Annotated in this window: 19 protein-coding genes and 1 tRNA gene; 9 read left to right on the top strand and 11 right to left on the bottom strand. The window is 62.1% G+C overall.

Annotated elements, in window-relative coordinates; translation table 11 throughout:
* Positions 1–135: 135 nt before the first annotated feature.
* The 3 genes from Q9246_RS02950 to Q9246_RS02940 all read left to right on the top strand — a co-directional run bounded on the left by Q9246_RS02950 (position 136) and on the right by Q9246_RS02940 (position 2,777).
* The gene (locus tag Q9246_RS02950) at positions 136–630 is read left to right on the top strand and encodes a very short patch repair endonuclease (protein ID WP_306395327.1); all 495 of its coding nucleotides are present in this window, start codon (positions 136–138) and stop codon (positions 628–630) included.
* Between the two features lie 73 nt (positions 631–703).
* On the top strand, positions 704–2,011 hold the full coding sequence (locus Q9246_RS02945; protein WP_306395326.1) for a DNA cytosine methyltransferase: 1,308 nt from the start codon (positions 704–706) through the stop codon (positions 2,009–2,011).
* Positions 1,959–2,777 (top strand): hypothetical protein, encoded by an 819-nt coding sequence (locus tag Q9246_RS02940; protein ID WP_306395324.1) that lies wholly within the window; start codon positions 1,959–1,961, stop codon positions 2,775–2,777. Before Q9246_RS02945 ends, Q9246_RS02940 begins: the two co-directional genes overlap by 53 nt.
* A 94-nt stretch (positions 2,778–2,871) precedes the next feature.
* Here the strand turns inward: Q9246_RS02940 and ychF are convergent, their stop codons facing one another.
* A complete protein-coding gene (gene ychF, locus Q9246_RS02935; protein ID WP_306395322.1) occupies positions 2,872–3,963 on the bottom strand; it encodes a redox-regulated ATPase YchF in 1,092 nt (363 codons plus the stop codon).
* Between the two features lie 140 nt (positions 3,964–4,103).
* Entirely contained in the window at positions 4,104–5,153 is a 1,050-nt protein-coding gene (locus Q9246_RS02930) for a patatin-like phospholipase family protein (RefSeq protein ID WP_306395321.1), read from the bottom strand.
* Positions 5,154–5,295: 142 nt separating this feature from the next.
* Between Q9246_RS02930 and Q9246_RS02925 the strand changes: the two genes are divergently transcribed.
* Positions 5,296–7,179, top strand: coding sequence for a DUF3857 domain-containing transglutaminase family protein (locus tag Q9246_RS02925; RefSeq protein ID WP_306395319.1), 1,884 nt, complete (start codon positions 5,296–5,298; stop codon positions 7,177–7,179).
* A gap of 4 nt (positions 7,180–7,183) precedes the next feature.
* Here Q9246_RS02925 and pth read toward each other — a convergent pair whose 3' ends face one another.
* The 7 genes from pth to Q9246_RS02890 form a co-directional block, all read right to left on the bottom strand.
* Positions 7,184–7,768, bottom strand: a complete 585-nt coding sequence (pth, locus tag Q9246_RS02920; RefSeq protein ID WP_306395317.1) for an aminoacyl-tRNA hydrolase — start codon at positions 7,766–7,768, stop codon at positions 7,184–7,186.
* Positions 7,769–7,933: 165 nt separating this feature from the next.
* A complete protein-coding gene (locus tag Q9246_RS02915) occupies positions 7,934–8,521 on the bottom strand; it encodes a 50S ribosomal protein L25/general stress protein Ctc (protein ID WP_005663341.1) in 588 nt (195 codons plus the stop codon).
* 340 nt (positions 8,522–8,861) lie between these two features.
* The gene (locus tag Q9246_RS02910) at positions 8,862–9,812 is read right to left on the bottom strand and encodes a ribose-phosphate pyrophosphokinase (RefSeq protein ID WP_137172298.1); all 951 of its coding nucleotides are present in this window, start codon (positions 9,810–9,812) and stop codon (positions 8,862–8,864) included.
* Between the two features lie 145 nt (positions 9,813–9,957).
* Positions 9,958–10,034: transfer RNA gene (locus Q9246_RS02905), tRNA-Gln, on the bottom strand.
* Between the two features lie 67 nt (positions 10,035–10,101).
* Entirely contained in the window at positions 10,102–10,989 is an 888-nt protein-coding gene (gene ispE / locus Q9246_RS02900; protein WP_306395315.1) for a 4-(cytidine 5'-diphospho)-2-C-methyl-D-erythritol kinase, read from the bottom strand.
* 3 nt (positions 10,990–10,992) lie between these two features.
* Positions 10,993–11,589: a lipoprotein insertase outer membrane protein LolB gene (gene lolB / locus Q9246_RS02895; RefSeq protein ID WP_306395313.1), complete on the bottom strand. Its 597-nt coding sequence runs from the start codon at positions 11,587–11,589 to the stop codon at positions 10,993–10,995.
* A gap of 249 nt (positions 11,590–11,838) precedes the next feature.
* On the bottom strand, positions 11,839–13,668 hold the full coding sequence (locus Q9246_RS02890) for a tetratricopeptide repeat protein (protein WP_306395311.1): 1,830 nt from the start codon (positions 13,666–13,668) through the stop codon (positions 11,839–11,841).
* A gap of 120 nt (positions 13,669–13,788) precedes the next feature.
* On the opposite strand from Q9246_RS02890, the gene mutM reads away from it, so the two are divergent.
* From mutM to Q9246_RS02865, 5 genes are all read left to right on the top strand, one after another.
* Positions 13,789–14,622 carry a bifunctional DNA-formamidopyrimidine glycosylase/DNA-(apurinic or apyrimidinic site) lyase gene (gene mutM, locus Q9246_RS02885; RefSeq protein WP_306395310.1) on the top strand — a complete coding sequence of 278 codons (834 nt, stop codon included), beginning with the start codon at positions 13,789–13,791 and terminating at the stop codon, positions 14,620–14,622.
* Positions 14,623–14,643: 21 nt separating this feature from the next.
* Positions 14,644–16,566 carry a dynamin family protein gene (locus tag Q9246_RS02880; protein WP_306395308.1) on the top strand — a complete coding sequence of 641 codons (1,923 nt, stop codon included), beginning with the start codon at positions 14,644–14,646 and terminating at the stop codon, positions 16,564–16,566.
* Entirely contained in the window at positions 16,563–17,687 is a 1,125-nt protein-coding gene (gene mutY / locus Q9246_RS02875; protein WP_306395306.1) for an A/G-specific adenine glycosylase, read from the top strand. The genes Q9246_RS02880 and mutY overlap by 4 nt, the downstream gene beginning before the upstream one ends.
* Before the next feature lie 120 nt (positions 17,688–17,807).
* A complete protein-coding gene (locus Q9246_RS02870; protein WP_306395304.1) occupies positions 17,808–18,881 on the top strand; it encodes a type IV toxin-antitoxin system AbiEi family antitoxin in 1,074 nt (357 codons plus the stop codon).
* The gene (locus Q9246_RS02865; RefSeq protein WP_306395302.1) at positions 18,856–19,704 is read left to right on the top strand and encodes a nucleotidyl transferase AbiEii/AbiGii toxin family protein; all 849 of its coding nucleotides are present in this window, start codon (positions 18,856–18,858) and stop codon (positions 19,702–19,704) included. The genes Q9246_RS02870 and Q9246_RS02865 overlap by 26 nt, the downstream gene beginning before the upstream one ends.
* Positions 19,705–19,712: 8 nt before the next feature.
* Here the strand turns inward: Q9246_RS02865 and Q9246_RS02860 are convergent, their stop codons facing one another.
* Together Q9246_RS02860 and aroKB are read right to left on the bottom strand one after the other, a co-directional pair.
* Positions 19,713–20,846, bottom strand: a complete 1,134-nt coding sequence (locus Q9246_RS02860) for a deoxyguanosinetriphosphate triphosphohydrolase (RefSeq protein WP_306398060.1) — start codon at positions 20,844–20,846, stop codon at positions 19,713–19,715.
* 13 nt (positions 20,847–20,859) lie between these two features.
* On the bottom strand, positions 20,860–22,470 hold the full coding sequence (aroKB, locus tag Q9246_RS02855) for a bifunctional shikimate kinase/3-dehydroquinate synthase AroKB (protein WP_422802373.1): 1,611 nt from the start codon (positions 22,468–22,470) through the stop codon (positions 20,860–20,862).
* Positions 22,471–22,561 lie beyond the last annotated feature (91 nt).

The raw sequence follows: 22,561 nt of genomic DNA, 5'->3' as shown, positions 1-22,561 counted from the left end.
TCACGCTGTAAAGGAATCGATGTGCAATGGTATGGCATCGATCACACTGACGCCACTGTAAAGCGCTGAATCTTCGAAGGAAAGGGTCACGTTACTAGGAAAGCAGCGCATGATGATTGCAAACGAATTCCATGAGTGCAACGTTCACACCTCCAGTTTTCCACTACATCCGCCGATCAAGTAACCTTCCGATTGTCACGCAAAACAAGTGAGATTTCGTTGTCTGATACTCGATCACCGTCACAACGTCGGCACATCATGAAGTCCGTGGGCCAAAAGAACACTGGGCCGGAGTTAGTTGTTCGACGACTTCTCCATCGGATGGGGTATCGCTACTTTTTGCATCGGAAAGACCTACCTGGCACACCCGACATCGTCTTTCCTGGTAAGAAGAAAGCAATTTTCGTCCATGGATGCTACTGGCATGGACATGGATGCAGCAAAGGCATGCTACCTAAATCCAGACTTGAATACTGGGCGCCAAAAATTGCCAAGAACAGAGCGAGAGATGTCTCAAATGTCGACGCACTCACACACCTAGGTTGGAGAGTGTTGACTATATGGCAATGCGAAATACGCAATAGCAATGAGTTAGCGATGCAATTGCAACAATTTCTTTCAGGAAACTAAAAACAAATATGAACTTTTGTAGAGTAACAGGATAAGATACTGCTTTTTGTTGTAGTTGTAGAAGGAAAATTAGATGGCGCGTCCAATTGGAATTGACTTGTTCGCTGGGGCAGGAGGACTTTCGTTAGGTTTTGAGCAAGCAGGCTTCGACATTGCTGCCGCGGTGGAGATTGATCCCATTCACTGTGCTACGCACGAGTACAATTTTCCTAACACTAAGACGATTTGCGCCAGTGTCGTAGACGTCACAGGCGATCAGATTCGTTCGTTGAGCAATTTACAAGATCGAGAAATTGACGTTGTGTTTGGTGGTGCGCCTTGCCAAGGGTTTTCGATGATTGGCAAGCGGGCATTTGATGATCAACGTAACCAACTTGTCTTCCACTACGTGAGGCTCGTACGAGAGCTTCAACCGAAATATTGTGTGTTTGAAAATGTTAAAGGTTTAACCCTTGGTAAGCATGCTCAGTTTCTTTCTGAACTGATTGGAGAGTTAAATGATGCGGGTTATCAGGTAGTGTTACCTTACAAGGTGTTGAATGCCTCGAATTTCGGTGTTCCACAATCTCGAGAACGTCTTTTTCTGATGGCAGCAAGGCACGATCAAGTGCTTCCGCAATATCCCCAACCTTCTGAAAGAAAGGTATCAGTATGGGATGCATTGGGCGATTTACCAGATGCCGATAAATTCGCAAGTCTTCGAGACGTAGATAATGTTGAGGTCGAATGGAAGACCACTTCTATATACGCACGTCGATTACGTGGCCAACAAATCGATCAAGAAGATTACAGCTACAAAAGAAAATTCGATAAAAATAGACTGACGTGTAGCTTACAAACGGAACACACGGAAGCGTCGAAAATTCGTTTTCTTGCTACCGTTCCTGGAAAAACGGAAAGTATCAGTCGTTTCCTTCGATTAAATCCTGATGGACTCTGTAATACTCTTCGTGCTGGCACAGATAGTGCGCGCGGTGCTCATACATCGCCAAGACCTATTCATCCAGTGTTTCCCCGAGTAATCACTGTGCGCGAAGCTGCCCGACTGCACTCATATCCCGATTGGTTTAGGTTACATGTCACAAAGTGGCATGGTTTCCGCCAGATTGGTAATAGCGTTCCACCGTTACTTGGTCGAGCTGTTGCATCTTCCGTTCTTGCCGCATTGGGTGAGCTTCCTGCCAAGCCAAGCACATCGATAAAGCTTGGAAACCCTGCATTGCTTTCAATGAATATGGGGGCGGCAGCTGCTTACTTTGCTGTGTCACGTGATGTCATTGCACAGCGAGTGCGGCGAATACAAGATTCGATTACAATTGAGAACAATCATGTCGAAGTCAGCAACAACCCAGAAGAAAGCGGTCTCAAACTCTTATCGTGACATTGTAGAGGCAATTTTTTTTAAGCATTATAAGGAAGGCGCTACGCACGTACCTTTTGATAGAGATGACATCATTTGGGCCGCCGAGACTTATGAGATCAAGCTGCCTAAAAATTTGGGAGATGTGATATACGCTCTACGCTATCGGATAGATTTTCCAGAGGGAATTATTTCCACAGCACCAGCCGGAATGGAATGGGCAATCATCGGCGCAGGCCGAGCCAAATATGAATTCAAGCTATATCCGTTCCACCGATTAGTACCGAGGGCGGATTTACTTGCCACCAAGATACCTGATGCTACTCCAGAGATTATTTCCGCTTATGCACTCGATGATGAGCAAGCATTGCTTGCAAAAGTTCGATATAATCGGCTAATTGACATTTTTTTAGGTGTCGCTTCTTATTCATTGCAAAACCATCTTCGTACCTCTGTCAAGACTGTAGGCCAGATTGAGATTGATGAAGTATATGTTGCGGTGGACAAACACGGCAGACATTTCATTATCCCTGTCCAAGCGAAGGGCGGAACAGATAAACACGGCGTTGTGCAAACCATGCAAGATCAGCAGTTTTGTGCCGAAAAATACCCGGCTTTAACGTGTCGTTGCATCTCCGCCCAATTTATGAGCGATAACCGAATTGCAATGTTCGAGTTAACATCACAAGATGGGAGTGTAAAAGTAGTCGAAGAACGGCATTACCAACTCGTAATGTCTTCAAAAATCACTGCTGAAGATCTTCTACGCTACAGCCTTCAAAGTTAAGTAAATTTTTATAACAAATTTACAAAGCTGCGAAAAAGACATACAGATAAAAACCCGAAAGAACCATGTCGGGTTTTTATCGGCTATTAGATAATCAGACGTTGAACAGGAAGTTCAGTACATCCCCATCCTTGACCACATATTCCTTGCCCTCAGCGCGCATCTTGCCCGCCTCCTTGGCGCCCGACTCACCCTTGTAGGTCAGGAAATCATCATACGAAATCGTCTGCGCGCGAATGAACCCACGCTCGAAGTCGGTGTGGATCACGCCCGCCGCCTGCGGCGCAGTCGCACCAATCGCCACCGTCCACGCGCGCACTTCCTTCACACCCGCGGTGAAGTAAGTCTGCAGCCCCAGCAGCTTGAACGCCGCACGAATCAAACGATCCAGACCCGGCTCATCCATACCCATATCACCCAGGAAGTCCGCCTTGTCCGCATCATCCATCTCGGCAATCTCCGACTCGATCGCCGCACAAATGGCCACGATCGGCGCATTCTGCTTGTTGGCAAACTCGGTCAGCTGATCCAGCAGCGGATTATTGGTGAACCCGGTATCCGACACATTGGCCACGAACATCGCCGGCTTGGCGGTGATCAGGTGCAGCGGATAGATGATCGCCATCTCTTCCTTGTCCAGGCCCAGGGTGCGCACAGGCTGGCCTTCGTTCAGGTGCGGCATCAGGCGTTCGAGCAGGGCGACCAGCTTGGCCGCGTCCTTGTCGCCCGAGCGCGCCTTCTTCTGCTCGCGGTGGATGGCTTTCTCGACGGTGCCCATGTCGGCCAGCGCCAGCTCGGTCTGGATGACTTCGATGTCGTCGATCGGGCTGACCTTGCCGGCCACGTGGATCACGTTCGGGTCTTCGAAGCAGCGCACCACGTTGACGATGGCGTCGGTTTCGCGGATGTGCGACAGGAACTGGTTGCCCAGGCCCTCGCCCTTCGACGCGCCGGCCACCAGGCCCGCGATGTCGACGAATTCGACGATGGCCTTGACCACGCGCTCCGGCTTGACGATGCCAGCCAGCGCGTCAATGCGCGGATCCGGCACTTCGACCACGCCCACGTTCGGCTCGATCGTGCAGAACGGGTAGTTTTCAGCCGGGATGCCGGCCTTGGTCAGTGCGTTGAACAGGGTGGATTTGCCAACGTTGGGCAGGCCGACGATGCCGCATTTGAGGGTCATGGATACTATTCCTAATTCGGTGAACGCGAGCGATCGATGAACCGCTCCAAACCCTGCATTGTAACCCGGCCAGGGCCAACTGCCGCAAAAACCGGCGCGTCCAGTCCCCGCTACAACGGTCGGGTTTTCACTCTGACAAGCTAGATCGGGGTGATGCGCCCCAGGTCCGGCCGCAGGGCAAACTCGGCCAGCTCGTCGCGCAGGCGCTCCCCTTCCCCGATCGCGCGCTTCCAGGTACGAATCCGCTCGTCATGGTCCAAGCCATAGAACTTGAAATCAGCCCGATCCGGCAGTTTTCCGCGCGGCAGAGTCCGCAGGAATTCCTCGGATGGCGCCACCAGCACTACATTATCAAGCCAGCCACGATTGGCGCCCCGCGCCGCGCGCCGCCACGGGAAACCCTTGTCGAGCCAGCCCGGCACGATGTGGCGGGTGAAGTGCGGATACAGCACTAGCTCGCCCTGCGCCCGGGAATACGGCAGCGCCAGGTGATAGTCGATGATGCCGCCATCCCAGTAACTGCCGGCCGGCGCCTCGGTGATGCCGGTCACCGCCTTCATGATCAGCGGCAGCGTGCCCGAAGCCAGCAGGCCGGACGCTAGGTTGTCGCGCGTGAGCGTCGAGAAATGCGTATTGAAACTGTCGAAGCGCTCGCGCAGCCATGGCGCCTGGCTGCGCGCATCGCCGATCACGACCCGCTCCATCAAGCGCCCCAGCCAGGCGCGCGAACCGGCATTGTGCAGCGCCGCCGACAAAAAGCCGCGCATCTCGGCATAGCGGTGCGCCGGCGCCGCCAGCGAACGCAGCCCGCGCACGGTCAGCAGGTGCAGCCGGTAATGCTCGTGCTGGATGATGTCGTCTTCATGCCCGCGCACCAGTTCTCCCAGCAGGGCCTGCACGACCTCGTCGATGTCCTGCGGCGTGGGCTTGAGGCTCGTGTAGCGCTGCCCCGCATACAGCTCGCCCAGCAGGGCGAACGCCTTCGCGGGATCCTTCTGGCAGGCCGCGGCCATCCGCCAGGCGCCGATCGACGCGCCGATCAGGGTGCGTTCGCGCGGCTTCGAAGGAAACCATTCGCCGAACATCCACTGATCCAGCGACTGGAAGATCAAGCCCTTGGGACCGCCCGCCGCGGCCGGCACGATGGCGACGTCCTGGGCCCGCAAGCCATGTTCTGCAATCTGCGCCATGGCCCGCGGCCCGGCATGAAAAGTAAGCGCCTTCATGCCGAAATTATCGCAGGAATATCGCAACAAGCACCTACTTGCGCCCGATCAATCCTGCCACCGCACCGCTGCGTAACATGGGCCGGTCGCGTGTCCGGAGAGTGTCATGCATCTGCGCTTCGTCGTCATGCTGTGTCTGCTTCTATGTCCATTGCTGTGCTCGCTGCCGGCAATGGCGCGCGCGCTCGACGCCGACAGCGGCACCGACCGCTCGGTGATCGTGGACCGCTACGTCCAGCACTTCGTGGTCGAGACCAGCGGCGCCTACACGCTGACGGTCGAGCAGGCCAAGACCATCGTCAACCGCGCGGCGCTGCACGAACACGGCCAGTTCTACATCGGCTACAACCAGTCGCTCGACGAAGTCGTCTCGGTCGAGGCGCATACCCTCAAGGCCGACGGCCGGCGCCTGGCCGTGCAGCCGCACCAGATCCGCGACCAGCAAGAGGCCGCCTCGATCGACGCCCCGATGTTCCAGGACACGCGCCTCAAGATTGTCGTCTTCCCCGACGTCGAGGCCGGCGACAAGGTCGCGGTGCGCTATGTCGTGCGGCGTCACACGCCGCTATTCCCCGGCCACTTCGAAGACCTGACCGCGGCGCGCTTCCAGCGCCACCGCGATTTTCGCCTGGTCTACGACATGCCGGCGACGATGCCCCTGCACGCCGACGCGGTGGGCTTCGATCCGGTCGCGGCCACCGGCATGCCGGCGCCGGCAGCCGGCAAGCGCCGCCATGCCTGGCGCTACGTCGACGGCGACAATGCGCGGCTGGAGGCCGATTCGGTCAGCTATCTCGACTACGGCAAGCGGCTCGCGGTGTCGACCTTTGCCGACTATGCGGCGTTTGCGCGCGCCTACCAGGAACGTGCTGCCGGCAAGGCGCTCGCCGACGATACGGTGGCGGCGCTAGCGGCCAGCATCGCGGGCGCCACCCTCGACCGCCGCAGCCGCGCAATCGCCCTGTCCGACTGGGTGCGCAAGAACGTGCGCTACGTCGGCGTCTACCTCGGCCCCGGCGGCGTGGTGCCGCATGCGGCGTCCAGCGTGCTGGCCAACCGCTATGGCGACTGCAAGGATCACGCGACCCTGCTCGAAGCCCTGCTGGCCAGTTCCGGCATCGACAGCACCGTCGCGCTGGTCAACAATGGCGACGCCTACCGCCTGCCCGATGTGCCCACGCTCGGCGTCCTCAACCACGCGATCGTCTACATTCCCTCGCTGCAGCTGTATCTCGACCCGACCGCCGAATCGGTGGCGGGCGGTTTCCTGCCCGCGTCCCTGCTTGGCAAGCCGGCGGTGCTGGCGCGTTCGGGCGAATTCGCGATGATCCCCTTCTTCCAGCAGGCGCGCAGCCGCACCTTTACCCAGTTCGACATCCAGCCCGACGGCAGCAGCCGCTTCAAGGTCACGCGCACCAGCAGCGGCGCCCAGGCCGAGCCCTACCGGCGCGTCGTGCGCGCCACGCCGCCGGCCGAGCGCGACCGCTTCGTCGAACGCATGCTGCAAGGGCTTGGACAGCAAGGGAGCGGCGTGCTGGAGCCAGGCGATACCGAAGGCGTGGCCGACGACTACACCTTGTCGTTCCGCGGCGCCAGCAGCGGCTTTACGCAACTGCCCGGCCCGGCGGGGCTGGCGACCACCTACAATTTTTGGGGCGGATTGGGCGATGCCGTGTTCGCTTTTACGCAAGAACCGGAGCGGCGCCAGGAATTCATCTGCCCGGCCATCGATGCCGAGGACGAGCTGCGCTTCCACCTGCCGAAGCGCTCGCAGGTGATGGCGCTGCCGCGCGCGGTCAAGGTCGACGACATCAATTTCGCCTACCGCTCGCACTACCAGCGGCGTGGGGCGCTGGTGACGGTGAAGCGGCAATTGAAATTCCGGCACACGGCGGCGACCTGCTCGCCCGACGACTACCGGCGCATGCGGCCAGCACTCGAGCGCATGCTGCGCGACCTGCGCGCGCAGGTCGTGGTCAGGGGAGGATGATTGATCAGGCCGTATGCAACTGCATCGTCGCCACGTCGAGCTTGCCTTCGCAGGCGAGCGGGATGATGCGCAGGCTCTTGTCGATCGATTCTTCGATCAGGCTCTGCTCTTCGCGGCGCGGGCGGTGCAGCACGAAGTCGGACACGCCCTGCTGCAGGCCCAGGCTGCGCGGATGGCCGATGCCCAGGCGCAGGCGCCAGTATTCCTGGGTGCCGAGCGCAGAGGTGATGTCCTTCAGGCCATTGTGGCCGCCCGAGGAACCGCCCTTCTTGAGCTTGGCGACGCCGGGCAGCAAATCCAGTTCATCGTGCACGACCAGCACTTCGTCCGGATTGATTTTATAGAAGCGCGCCAGCGCGCCGACCGACTGGCCGGAGCGGTTCATATAGGTCTGCGGCTCGAGCAGCCAGACATCGTTGCCGGCAATCGACGTCTTGGCCACCAGGGCATTGAAGCGCGATTCACGCTGCAGGCGGCAGCCCGGCAGGCTGTTGGCCAGGTTGTCGACCAGCCAGAAGCCGGCGTTGTGGCGGGTTTGTTCGTATTCCGGGCCAGGGTTGCCGAGGCCGACGATCAGACGGATGGACATGCGTGAAGTTCTTTGGAGAAAACGCGATTATCGCCTAAACAGGGTGTTTGGCGTACACAACGACATTCAACGTCGCGTGACATCGCCAACAACAAAAAACCCGCCGGGCAAGCCACGACGGGTTTTTTATGCGACGCGCCACCGCAGCGGCGCGATCAGCCGATCTTACTCAGCAGCGGTTTCAGCAGTAGCTGCGCCGCGTGGGATCGAGGTGGTGACGATGGTCAGGTTCTGGCCGTGGGTCAGCGCGGTCACGCCTTCTGGCAGGACCAGGTCGCCGGTGTGGATCGATTGGCCGGCTTCCAGCTTCGACAGGTCGACTTCGATGAACTCTGGCAGTTGGCCTGGCAGGCACGACACTTCGACTTCGTTCAGCACGTGCGACACGATGGCGCCGCTCAGCTTGACTGCTGGCGAGATCTCGGCGTTCACGAAGTGCAGGGTGACCTTGGTGTGGATCGGCTTCGAGGTGTCGACGCGCTGGAAGTCAGCGTGCAGGACCAGTTGCTTGTATGCGTGCATCTGGAAGTCACGCAGCAGCACTTGCTGGGTCTTGCCGTCGATTTCCAGGTCCAGCACGGAACCATGGAATGCTTCTTTCTTGAGCGCGTGGTACAACGCATTGCCGTCCAGGGCGATCAGTGCCGGGGCTTCGGTGCCACCGTAGATGATGCCTGGGGTCTGGCCAGCGTTGCGCAGGCGGCGGCTCGCTCCGGTGCCCTGTTGAGTGCGGTTGAATGCGACTACTTTCATGTGAAACTCCAAAAATAAATCGGGCCCGAATGCCGCGGAACACTCCACGGCCCGGCTGCCCAAGTGGCGACCATCCCCGCGACCAGGGATGGTCAAGAACGAGCGCCAATGCTGCGCACTCAAGAAAATCGATACTTCAGCGCTACCACAACGTCGTCCCCGCGAAGGCGGGGACCCAAGTTTGCGTGCTACAACGGTATTGCATGCGTCGTCGCAGTGCTTAAAAACTTGGGTTCCCGCCTCCGCGGGAACGACGTGTTTGTTGCAACTTACTTTGATACGTCAACGGCGCGCCGGCTCATGAAGCCAGGCGCGCCGCTAAATACAGCGACTAAACAGCTTAGTCGACGAACAGCGAAATCACCGAATCGCCCTTGACGATCCGCTTGAAGGTCTCGGCCAGCAGCGGTGCGCAGGTCAGCTGGCGGATCTTGCCGCAAGCGGCGCCGGCGGCGCTCAGCGGAATGGTGTCGGTAACCACCAGTTCATCCAGCGGCGAGTTCGCGATGCGATCGATCGCCGGGCCGGACAGCACCGGGTGGGTACAGTAAGCGACCACCTTCTTGGCGCCGCGCTCTTTGAGCACTTCGGCAGCCTTGCACAGCGTGCCTGCGGTATCAACCATGTCATCCATGATCACGCAGTTGCGGCCTTCGACTTCACCGATGATGTTCATCACTTCCGACACGTTCGCCTTCGGGCGACGCTTGTCGATGATCGCCAGGTCGCAACCCAGGCGCTTGGCCAGGGCGCGGGCGCGCACCACGCCGCCGACGTCCGGCGACACGACCAGCAGGTCGTCGTAGTTGCGCTTCTGCAGGTCGCCCAGCAGGATCGGCGATGCGTAGATATTGTCGACCGGGATGTCGAAGAAACCTTGAATCTGGTCAGCGTGCAAGTCCATGATCAGGACGCGCTCGACGCCGGCTTCTTCCAGCATGTTCGCGACGACCTTGGCCGAGATCGCGACACGCGCCGAACGCGGGCGGCGGTCCTGGCGGGCATAGCCGAAGTAAGGAATGGCGGCGGTGATGCGGCCGGCCGAGGCGCGCTTGAGGGCGTCGACCATCAGCATGATTTCCATCAAGCTGTCGTTGGTCGGGGCGCAGGTCGATTGCAGGACGAAGACGTCCTTGCCACGCACGTTCTCGTTGATCTCGACCATGACTTCGCCGTCGGAGAACTTCGAGACGACTGCTTTACCGAGAGGAATGCCGAGGCTTTTTGCGACCCCCTCTGCTAGTGCCGGATTGGCATTGCCAGTAAAAACCATCAGGTTTTCGTAAGCCATGGGAGTCCCAAAAGGTAAGAAGCGTTAAGACAGTAGAAAAACAATCAGCCGGATTAACCGGCTGATTAGCATGCTGACGTGGCGCTCGGCACCGCGTCGCGATCTTCTTGCTGGACGCTAAGGCATCGACAGAACAAGAAAACTTTGGCAGGGGAACAAGGATTCGAACCTTGGTATGCCGGAATCAAAATCCGGTGCCTTAACCAGCTTGGCGATTCCCCTACACGACCTTTACTACTTGCCGCTGCGTGCTACGTTTGCTGCGACAGGCAAGATTTTATTCTATAACTCACTGATTTTGCAAGAGCGATTTCATCAGCGGGTGTGTCTTCAACGACTTCGCTTTCCATGCCGTCCACTTGTCCGGCACTTGCGCCAACACCTGGTCGGCAGCGTCTTCGCTGGAAAACGCGCAAAATACGCACGCCCCTGAGCCAGTCATCCTGGCATCGCCATGGCTGCTCAACCATTCAACCGCCTCTGCTACCGGCGGGAACAGGCGCATCGCCACGTCCTGCAAATCATTTTTCCCAAAACCAACCGTCTTGCATGAATCGGTGTGGCTGGAAAAGTCCGCTATTCTGACCGGCTTTGAGTCTCTTGTCAAATCCGGCGCAGAAAAAATTGCGGGCGTCGGTACGGCGACGCCGGGCTCGATCACCACATACCAGCAATCCGGCCCCGGCACCGCCTGCAAGGCCTCCCCTACGCCTTCGGCAAACGCGGTCTCGCCGAACAGGAAGAACGGGATGTCCGCCCCCAGCGGCAGGCCCAGCGCCATCAGCTCGTCGCGCGTCAAACCGGCGCGCCACAGCGCATTGGCCGCCATCAGCGCCGTCGCGGCATCCGACGACCCGCCACCCAGCCCGCCGCCCATCGGCAAGACCTTGTCTACCGCCACCGAGATGCCCGGCGGCAGCCGGCCATGACGGCGTGCATACTCGGCCTGCAACAGGCGCAGGGCACGAATGACGAGGTCCTGGTCTTCCGGCACACCGGGCACGTCGTTGGTGCGGCGAATCAGCTCATCGTCGCGCAAGTCGAAGTGCAGCCGGTCGGCGCGGTCGATCAACTGGAACACGCTTTGCAGCAAGTGATAGCCATCGGCGCGGCGGCCGGTGACGTGCAGGAACAGGTTCAGCTTGGCCGGGGCCGGGCAATCGTGCAGCGAACGCATGGATCAGGCCGCCGGCAGGACGACGATGCGGATCGCAAGGTCCGTGATGTCGCCCGAAGCGGCGCGCTCGGCCTGGATCAGGCGCGGCGCCGGTTGCGCCGCCGCGGGATCCTGCCATTCGACGAAGCGCAGGCGCCAGCCATCCTTTGTCGTCACGCTATTGTTGGCCGGCGAGGCGCGGAAACGCTGCCCCTGCGCATCGAGCGCATAGCCCTGCAGCCAGTCGCGCAAGCCGGACACCGGCAGCGGCCAGCCCAGCGTCTGCTGGGTCAGGCTATCGATGTCGTCCGCGGTGCGCGGCTCCTGGCCGCCTTGCACCAGGGTCGCGGAAGTCGGTGTCACATTGATCGTGGCCACGGTCTGGCCTAGCGGCGAAATCAGGGCAACGTCGATCGCACCGGGCCGCTGTTCCCAGTTGAAGTTACCGGTGATCGATTCCTGCCTGCCATCCTTCTGATAATTGACCGACAGCTTGCCCGTCAGGTCGATGGTCTCGCGGTAATCGCCGACCGTGGCGGTGGACAGGTTGGCGGTGCTGGTGGCGCAACCGGCCAGGGCGGCAGCGAAAGCAAGCAGGGTAAGACGTCGGGTCAGCGGCATAAAAAATGTTGAAGTACGGTTGAAAGAATGGGAGCGCAGCGGCAGCCTGATTGCCATCCATTAGCGCGAAAACGTCGTTCCCGCGCAGGCGGGAACCCAAGTTGCTGGCGTTGACGCTCCGTTTGACAGTGTCGGCGACGCGAAGGACTTGGGTCCCCGCCTTCGCGGGGAGTCGTTTCTGCCAGTGGCAGGAACGACGTGCTTGGTGCAACTTAGATAGCCCGCAATATCCCGCAAGAACGGATTATTTCACAAGGACAGCCGCAACCGCGCCAGCGTCGTGCGCAGCGTATCGTTCTGCGGATCCTTGGCGCGCGCCTCGCGCCACAGTTTCTGGGCCGCTGACTTGTCACCCTTCTGCCACAGCACCTCGCCCAGGTGCACGGCGATCTCGGGATCCTTGCGCAAGCCGTAGGCGCGGCTCAGGAATTTCTCGGCCTCGACCAGGTTGCCCATCCGGTAATGAACCCAACCCATGCTGTCCATGATGAACGGATCGTCCGGCGCCATGTCGAGCGCCTTGGCGATCAATCCATAGGCTTCCTGCAGCCGCACATTGCGATCCGCGAGCGAATAACCGAGGGCGTTATAGGCGTGGTGGTTGTCCGGCGCCTGCGCCATCACTTCGCGCAATTGCGCTTCCATCACGTCGATCTTGCCCAGCTTCTCGGCCAGCAGCGCGAAGTCGTACAGCAGGTCGGGATTTTTCGGGAAGCGCTGGGCCGCCGTTTCCATCACCGCATACGCTTCCTGCAACTGGTTCGCTTCGCGCAGCAGTTGCGCCTCGGCCGCCATGATTTGCGCCTGGCGCGCCGGATCGTCGGCTTTGATCTCGCCCAGCAGGCGCCGCGCGCTGGCCAGGTCGCCGCCCTTGCCTACCACGTGGGCGCGCCGCAGCTGGGTATTGAAGAGGGTTTGCGCGTCCGTGCCTTCAGGCACCTTGTCCAGCCATTGCAGGGCGCCGACCAGGTCGCCGCGCTCCTCGGCCAGCTGCGACAGGATCAGCAAGGCGCGCGACGGGTCGCGTTCATCGTTCGGATTACGTCCCAGCACTTCCACGAAGCGGGTGAAGTAGATTTCGGCGCCAGGCGCATCGTTCATCTGCGTGGCCAGGATGCCCAACGCATACAGATGGGCGGCGTTATCCGGCTGGCTCTTGACCAGGGACTCGAACTCGCGCCGTGCCCCGACATAATCCTTGCGGTTGACGAGCACGCGGGCATAGGCGGCGCGCACGTCGGCCGCCTTCGGATAGCTCTTGAGGAATTTCTGCATCATGGCCACCACCTGGGCCTCGTCCTCGGTGGTCTGCGCCAGCATCAGGAGCGCGATTTCGGCATCGGGCTTGGCGGCCAGGGCGGCCTGGGCTTCGCTGTGGGCCAGCGCCCTGTCGCCGCGCGCCAGCGCGACCTGGGCGCGCACGATGCGCGCTTCCATCGTGTTTTCGTAGGGAGCGACCAGGCGTTCGAGCATGGCGATCGCGGCGTTCTTGTCCTTGGCGCGGCCCAGCAGTTGCTGGACCTGGAACAGCAGCACACCGCGCCGGGCCGGCGTCGCTTCGCGCAGGCGTTGCTCGAAGATCGGCTCCAGTTCGGCGATCTTGTCGGACGTGACCACCATGCCAACGAAATACTGGGTCGCTTCGTCGGATTCCGGATCGAGCTGGTACCACAGCCGCACCGCGGCCAGGGTATCGTCGCCCTGCTTGGCGGCCACCGCCATCTCGGCGGCGCGGCGCGCCAGGCGCGGGTCGCGGGTGCGCTGGGCCAGGTTGTAGACGGTCAGGTAGGGCCCCTGCCAGTCGCCATTGCGGAAGGCAAACTCGGCCTTCATGAGCTGCTCGAGCATGGTCGGCGTCAGCTCGACCTTGGGCAGGCGCGCTTCCGCCTCGGCCTTCTCTTTGGCCGCCAGCTCCTCTTCGTCCAGTTCGGGCTCCGCGTCCTGCCGGGCATTCTGTTGCTGGCCGAACTCCGCCTGCTCGCCCGCGGCAAGAGACTGTTGTTGCGGCGCGGCAGCACATCCGGAGAGAAGGCCTGCAAGCAGCCCGGAGAGGGTTACAATGGCGAAAGCGTTTTTCAAGACAAGTCCACTATTCCGAATTGATTCTTTGATTCTACGCTGATGCGCAGGCGCCCGCCGCGCATGAGCTGGCACTGCCCGAAGCAGCGGCTACCCGACTTTACACGATTCACCTTCCCCATGCCTGAACTACCAGAAGTAGAAGTCACCCGGCGCGGTGTCGCGCCCCATATCGAAGGCCGCGTGGTCGAGCGGGTCGTCTGCCGCCGCGACGGCCTGCGCTGGCCTTTTCCGCCCGGCTTGCATGCACTGCTGGCCGGCCGCCGCATCGTGTCCACCGGCCGGCGCGGCAAATACCTGCTGATTCACTTCGAGCACGGCACCCTGATCATCCACCTGGGCATGTCCGGCCACCTGCGCGTGCTGCCGCCGGGCATCGAGCCGCGCAAGCACGACCATTTCGACCTGGTCGTCAACGGGCCCGAAGGCGTGCAAGTGCTGCGCCTGCACGACCCGCGCCGCTTCGGCGCCGTGCTGTGGCATGCCAACGAGGATGGCGCGCTGGACGAACACATCCTGCTGCGCGGCCTGGGCGTGGAACCGCTCGGCGAGCAGTTCGACGGCGCGCTGCTGCACCGGATGACGCGCCGGCGCAGCGCGCCGATCAAGCAGGTGCTGCTGGCCGGCGACATCGTGGTGGGAGTCGGCAATATCTACGCCTGCGAAAGCCTGTTCCGGGCCGGCATCAGCCCGAAGACGGCGGCCTCGCGCATCAGCCGCGCACGCTACGACCGGCTGGCCGAAGCGATCCGCGACATCCTGGCCGCCGCCATTGTCCAGGGCGGCAGCACCCTGCGTGACTTTATTGCTGTGAATGGGCAATCTGGATATTTCCAGCAGACATATTTCGTCTATGATCGTGCTGGCGTGCCCTGCCGCCAGTGCGAGGCGCCGGTGCGCCAGATCAAGCAGGGTCAGCGCTCCACCTTCTATTGCGCGCAGTGCCAGCGCTAGGGACGACAAGGGGCTGAAACGATGCAGGATCTACAACAGTATGGAGCATGGCGGGCCGGCGTGGCCGCCAGCCTCGAGGGCTATGGCAAGGCCCTGCGTGAAGCCGGCTTGATCGACGCTGCCGGCGAACAGGTGCTGGCGCGCGCCCTCGGGCGCCTGCGCGACGACCGGCTGTCGGTCGCCTTCGTGGCCGAATTCTCGCGCGGCAAAACCGAGCTGATCAACGCCCTGTTCTTCGCCGACTACGGCCAGCGCATCCTGCCGTCCAGCGCCGGCCGCACCACCATGTGCCCGACCGAGCTGCTGTGGGATGCCCACTTGCCGCCCTGCGTGCGCCTGCTGCCGATCGAGACCCGCGCCGGCCAGCTGTCCACCGGAGACTATCGCGACGATCCCGGCGCCTGGACCGTGCTGCCGCTCGATCTCGACGACCCGGCCGCCATGCACGAGACGCTGCGCCAGGTCAGCCAGACCCGCCAGGTATCGACGGCCGAGGCGGAGCGCTACGGCCTGTTCGACCCGCAGGATCCCGAGCTGGCCGCCAGCCTGGGCGCGGACGGCAGCATCGAGATTCCACGCTGGCGCCACGCCATCATCAACCTGCCGCATCCGCTGCTCAAGCAGGGCTTGGTGATCCTCGACACGCCGGGCCTGAACGCGATCGGCACCGAGCCCGAACTGACGCTGAATCTGATCCCGAACGCGCACGCGGTGCTGTTCGTGCTGGCCGCCGATACCGGCGTGACGCGCAGCGACATCGACGTCTGGCGCACCCATATTGGCGCCGGCCCGGGGCGGCTGGCGGTGCTGAACAAGATCGACGCCATGTGGGACGAGCTCAAGGGCGGCGCCGCCGTCGACGCCGAGATCGCGCGCCAGCAGCACGACGTCGCGCGCCTGCTCGGGCTGGACGCCGGCCAGGTCTATCCGGTCTCGGCCCACAAGGCGCTGGTGGGGCGCATCGGCGGCGACATGGCTTTGTTCGAACGCAGCCGCCTCGGATCTCTCGAGTCGGCGCTGTTCCACCACCTGATCCCGGCGCGCCGCGAGATCAACGCACGCCAGTTGCGCGCCGACCTCGAGCTGCTGGCCGCCGGCCAGCAGGTGCTGGTGGCGGCGCGCCTGCGCGAGCTGGTCGAGCAGTTGCAGGAGCTGCGCAGCCTGCGCGGCAAGAACCAGGGCATGATCGCCCACATGGTGCGCCGGGTCGAGGCCGAGAAGAAGGAATTCGACGCCGGCCTGTTCAAGCTGCAGGGCACGCGCGCCGTGTTCACCCGCCTGTCGACCGAGCTGTACACCTTGATCGGCATGGATGGACTGCAGGACCGGACCGAGACGGTGCGCGCCGCGATGGCGGCCAGCCGCTTCGCCACCGGCATGCGCGCGCCGGTGCGCAACTACTTCGCCAACGTGCGCGGCGCGCTCGACGAGGCCTGCGCCAAGGTCGACGAGATCAAGGCCATGATGGACGCCATGCAGCGCAAGTTCGCGGCCGAACACGGCCTGTCGATGGCGCCGCCGCAGTCGCTGTCGCTGGCGCGCCATGTCGCCGAGATCGACGCCATCGAAGAGCTGTTCGTGCGCCAGTTCGGCACCGCCACCCTGTTGATGACCAGCCGCGCGACCCTGCTCGAGCGCTTCTTCGACTCGATCGCCTCGCGTGTGCGGCGCGTCTACCGCGCCGCGAATGCCGATACCGAAGCCTGGCTGAAGGTCGCCAACGCGCCGCTCGAAGCGCTGATCCGCCAGCACCGCGACAACCTGCGCCAGCGCCAGGCCACGGTCCAGCGCATCCACGACGCCAGCGACAGCCTGGAACAGCGCATCGGCGCCTTCGAGCACGGCCAGGCCGAACTCGACGCCACGCGCATCCGCCTGGCCGCCATCGCGGCCGGCGTCACCACCACACTGGAAGCTTCTAGCTTCATACACGACACCGCATGAAACGCCTCACCGAGTTCGACCAGCTGGCCGATCCGACCTTCTCGAAGGCCGTGATCGACTGGCAGCGCAGCCACGGCCGCCACACCCTGCCCTGGCAAAACACGCAGGACGCCTACCGCGTCTGGCTATCCGAAATCATGCTGCAGCAGACGCAGGTCGCCGCGGTGCTGGGCTATTACGCGCGCTTCCTGGAACGCTTCCCCACCGTCCACGCGCTGGCCGAGGCGCCAGCGGAAGACGTCATGGCGCACTGGAGCGGCCTGGGTTACTACACCCGCGCGCGCAACTTGCACGCCTGCGCAAAACGGGTGGTGCAGGACTACGACGGCGTGTTCCCGAGCGACCCGGCGCTGCTGGCGGATTTGCCCGGCATCGGCCGCTCGACGGCGGCAGCGATCGCCGCGTTTTCGGGCGGCGTGCGCGCCGCCATTTTGGATGGCAACGTCAAGCGCGTGTTCGCGCGCGTGTTCGGGATCGACGCCTATCCGGGCTTGAAACCGGTCGAGGATGCGCTGTGGCGGCGCGCCGATGCCCTGCTGCCAGAAGTGGCCGGCAACCCGGGCGCCATCGAATCCTATACCCAGGGCCTGATGGACCTGGGCGCGACCCTGTGCACCCGTTCGCGGCCCGACTGCGGCCGCTGCCCGCTGCAATCTCGCTGCGTGGCCTTCGCCACCGGCCGCACGGCCGAACTGCCGGTGCGCAAGCCGAAGAAGGCGACGCCGGAGAAGCGCACCGCCATGCTGGTCGTGATCGGTGGCGGCGAGGTGCTGCTGGAGCAGCGGCCGCAGACCGGCATCTGGGGCGGCCTGCTGTCGCTGCCTGAAGTCGGCGGCCATGTGCCGATGGATGAAGAGGCGCCGCCGGTCTGTACGGCGGACGTCGCTGCCGCGGCGGGTGGGTTCGGCGCGATCGACGAAGTGCGGCCCTTGAGCCCGCTGGTGCATGTGTTTACACACTACAAGCTGCATATCGCGCCGTTCGCGGTGACGCTGGGCGTGCGTGCCGGGCTGCCGGCCGGTCACGTCTGGTGGAAGCTGGATGAGATCGACAGGGCGCCGCTGCCGGCGCCGGTCAAGAAATTGCTCCTTGATCTTGCAAGGCCCGATTTATTTAGTTAATGACAATAATTTTCAATATTTTTCTATTTTCACGTTCCGTGAAAGCGGATTTAAATTGAAAATTTGCGCGCGTCTTCATAGAATGGAACCATCCACGGACCGTGAACACCGAGGGACTATATGGATGACCGCGTTTTCCCCGACGATTCCTCGACGATCGACGAACTGCTGATCCGCGAAGCGCTTGAAGCGCTGCGGGAAAAAACCGCCATCGAAGGCAAACTGGCCGGGTCTGGTACCCGGCCGGCGTCCCGGACCGATGTCCTGGTCGACTTGATCCATGAGAACCGTTCGACCCGCTATCGGGTCGAATGCGCACATCCGATCGATCGCAAGGCGCAACTCGACAAGATTCGCCGAGGCATACGATCGACCGACGTTCCCGGCCTGCTGATCGCGCCACATATTTCCAGGGAGCTTGCCGAGCATTGCCGGGACATCGGCCTGCAATTCATCGACACGAATGGGAATGCCTATCTACAAACGCCGGACTTTTTCATCCTCGTCACCGGCGAGAAAGACACGCGCGCACCACGATCCTCGAAGGCGCCGAAAGGACTGACGAATGCCGCGGCCTTGCGCGTGGTATTCGCCCTGCTGGCCCAGCCTGGTCACGTGAATGCAACCTACAAGGACCTCGCTGCTCACGCCGGCGTTTCGCTAGGAACCGCCCACAATGTGCTGGACGATCTCGAACGCCGTGGTTACCTCATCAACAAAGGAAATGCCGCGCGCAGGAAACTGCTGGAGCCCGAACGCCTGATGCATGAATGGGTCATCAATTACCCGACCGCCTTGCGTGCCAAGCTCAAAGGCCGGCGCTTCAGCGCCCCCGCGCCAGGGTGGTGGGACGCCGTCGACCTGTCGGATCTCGATGTTGCATGGGGTTCGGAAGTCGCGGCAATGAAAATGACGGGCTACCTCAAGCCGGTCACGCAAACCCTCTACGTCGAGCCGGACGAAATGGACAGCGTGGTCAAGACACTCGTCAAACAGCATCGCATCAGGCCTGACCCGAAAGGCCACATCGAGATCCTGGAAAAATTCTGGCATTGGACGCCAGAAACGCCATCTCATACTGCGCCGCCACTGCTAGTCTATTCGGAACTGCTGGCACTACTGGACCCGCGCACCGAAGAGACCGCGCACATGATCAAGGAGACGTACATTGATCCCGCGTACCATCAGGCCTGATCGCCCGCTGGATCCGGTCACCATCGAAATTCTTCGCGCAGTCGCGGAAGAAGCGCAGGCCGAGGGGATCGATTACATGCTGGTCGGTGCGACAGCGAGAGATGTCCTTCTGACCCATGTATTCGGTCTCGACACCAGGCGCGCAACCTATGACGTGGATTTCGCCATCGCCATCAAGGACTGGCATCAGTTCAATGTCATGAGAAGCAGGCTCGTCGCGCGCGGTACCTTTGAGGCAAGCGAACGGGCGCTCCAGCACCTCTACTACAAGGGACGACAAGGCGACCTGACCTACCATGTCGACCTCGTGCCGTTCGGCAAAATATCTGAAGAGAAGAATCACATTGCCTGGCCTCCAGACATGAAGGTTGTCATGAACGTGGTCGGCTACGACGACGCTCTCGCGTCCGCCGAACTGGTGTCCTTTGAACCGGGGCTCGACGGAAAAGTGGTTTCGCTGGCGGGCCTTGCCATACTCAAGCTGGTTGCATGGTCGGATCGGGGGTGCGACAACCCGAAGGATGCTCATGACCTTATTCACCTGATGAACAGCTATGCCGACGCTGGCAACTTTGATCGGGTCTATGACGAGGATGGCGTCATCGCAGCCGGCAATGACGATCCAGACCTGGCAGGCGTCTATTTGCTGGGCAAGGACATCCAGCGCATCGCAAGCGTGGACACTCTCGATGCACTCAAGAACATCATCGGGCAAGATGTCGATCGACTATCGAACGCGATGGTCAAGGCGATGCGCCACTTCGACGACGCCGAACAACACGTTCAACGTCGGCTGCGCCTTCTTCAACAGGCTCTTGGCTGACAATACCGTCAGAAGTGATCGAGCGAAAAGATCCGCCGATGCTCGCGGATCGCATACCGATCCGTCATCCCGGCGATGTAGTCGGCAATCTTGCGCGCCTGCTTCATGGGGTCGCCCTCGACCTGGTAGTCGTTCGGCAGCAGCACCGGGTCGTCCAGGAAGGCCTGGAACAGCTCGCGCACGATGCGGCTCGCCTTCACCCGCATGCGGTTGACCTGGAAGTGGCGGTACAGGTTGGCGTATAAAAAACGCTTGAGCGCCGTGGTCTCGGCGCGCATGGTGTCCGAGAAGCGGATCAGCGGCGGCGCGGCGCGCACGTCGTCGATGTTCTTCGGCGCGGCGTCCAGCAGGCGCTGGCGTGACGTCTCGACCAGGTCGGCCGTCATCGCCGTGATCATCAGGCGGATCGTCTCGTACAGCGCGCGCCGCCCCTGCAGGCCAGGATACTGCTGTTCCACCTGATGGCGCAGCCGGGCGAACAGTTCCACCTCTTCCATCTGCTTCATGGTGAGCAGGCCGGAGCGCAGCCCGTCGTCGATATCGTGGTTGTTGTACGCGATCTCGTCGGCCAGGTTCGTCAGCTGCGCTTCCAGGCTGGGCTGGCTGCGGTCGATGAAACGCTGCCCTAGTTCTCCCAGCTGGCGCGCATTGTTCAGCGAGCAGTGCTTGAGGATGCCCTCGCGCGTCTCGAAGGTCAGGTTCAGGCCATCGAAGGCGCCGTAGTGCTCTTCGAGATGGTCCACCACGCGCAGGCTTTGCAGATTGTGCTCGAAGCCGCCGAAGTCCTTCATGCAGTCGTTGAGCACGTCCTGGCCCACGTGGCCGAAGGGCGTGTGGCCCAGGTCGTGCGCCAGCGCGGTGGCTTCGACCAGGTCTTCGTTCAGGCGCAGGCTGCGCGCCAGGGTGCGGCCGATCTGCGCCACCTCGATGCTGTGGGTCAGGCGGGTGCGGAACAGGTCGCCCTCGTGGTTAAGAAAAACCTGGGTCTTGTATTCCAGCCGGCGAAACGCCGTGGAATGGATGATGCGGTCGCGGTCGCGCTGGTATTCGCTGCGCGAACCCGGCCCCGGCTCGGCATGGCGCCGGCCGCGCGACTGCGACGAGTGGGCCGCATACGGAGCCAGGCCGGCGTCGAAGTCCATCATCGTCATCCCCTCAGCCGCTGCAGGCCGCCAGGGTCGAGCGCAGGATGTCCAGCGGCGCGGTCGAGATCGATGGGCTTCCGAGCGGTTTCAACAGGATGAAGCGGATTTCGCCGCCTTCGTTCTTCTTGTCGACTTCCATCAGCTCGATCCAGCGCGCCTCGCCCAGATCCGGCGCCACTGCCGGCAGGCCGGCGGCGCGCACCAGGGCGCGCACGCGCTCCACGCTGGCCGGCTCGATCAGGCCCAAACGTGCCGACATATCGGCCGCCATCACCATGCCGCAGCCCACCGCCTCGCCGTGCAGCCATTCGCCATAGCCCAGGCCGTTCTCGATCGCGTGGCCGAAGGTGTGGCCGAAGTTGAGCACCGCGCGCAGGCCGCCTTCGCGTTCGTCCTTGCGCACCACGTCGGACTTGATCTCGCAGGAGCGCGCGATCGCGTGCGCGATGGCTTGCGGCTCGCGCGCCATCAAGGCCTCGATATTGGCCTCGATCCAGTCGAAGAAAGCGGCGTCGAGGATGGCGCCATGCTTGATCACCTCGGCCAGGCCGGCCGACAGCTCGCGCGGCGGCAGGGTGTCGAGCGTGGCGGTATCGGCGATCACGGCGCGCGGCTGGTAGAAGGCGCCGATCATGTTCTTGCCCAGCGGGTGGTTGATGCCGGTCTTGCCGCCCACCGAGGAATCGACCTGGGCCAGCAGGGTGGTCGGGATCTGCACGAAGGGCACGCCGCGCATATAGCTCGAGGCGGCAAAGCCGGTCAGGTCGCCGATCACGCCGCCGCCCAGCGCCACCAGCGTGGTCTTGCGGTCGCATTTGTTTTGCAGCAGCGCGTCGTACACCAGGTTGAGCGACTGCCAGTTCTTGTGCTCTTCGCCGTCCGGCAGGACGATCTCGACCACGTCGCGGCCCGCCGCGCGCAGGTGGCCGGCCACCTTGGCGAGATACAGCGGGGCCACGGTCGTGTTGGTGACGATGGCGACCTTGTTGCCGCCGATGTGGCGCGCGAGCAGCGCGGCATCGTCCAGCAGTCCGGGGCCGATCGCGATCGGGTAGCTGCGGTCGCCGAGTTCGACGTTGAGGGTGATATGTGCCTGTTCGTTCATCGATGTCCTTGCAAGCCGGCGCGCTCGCGCATTCTCTTGCGCCACCAGCTGGTCCAATATGGTCTGTACCATCGATTGTACGTTAGGACGGCCGGTGTCGATGACGAGGTCCGCAATCTCGCGGTACAGCGGATCGCGCTGGGCCCACAGCGCCTCGAGCTTGGCGCGCGGGTCGGCGGTCTGCAACAGCGGGCGGTTCTTGTCGTGGGCCGTGCGCTGCAGGATGCTGCCGATCGAGGCGCGCAGGTAGATCACGGTGCCGCGCTCGGCCAGGTAGGCGCGGCTCTGCGGGTTCAATACGGCGCCGCCGCCGGTGGCCAGTACCAGGCCCTGCTGGCCGGTGAGGTCGCGGATCACGTCCGCTTCGCGGCGCCGGAAGCAGGCCTCGCCCTCGATCTCGAAGATCCACGGGATGGTGGCGCCGGTGCGGGCCTCGATCTCATGATCGGAATCGACGAAGCGGCGATTCAACTTGCGCGCAAGCAACCGACCGATCGTGGTCTTCCCCGCCCCCATCAGGCCGACGAGGAAGATATTGTCGTTCTTGGGATGTGGCACTACCAGACCCGCTCAAATGAAAAGACGGCCAGTATAGACTGGCCGCCTG

Source organism: Telluria beijingensis, from assembly GCF_030770395.1.
GTDB lineage: Bacteria > Pseudomonadota > Gammaproteobacteria > Burkholderiales > Burkholderiaceae_D > Telluria > Telluria beijingensis.
The sequence above is the reverse complement of the archived record's forward strand: the minus strand, read 5'-3'. Positions and strand labels throughout refer to the sequence as shown.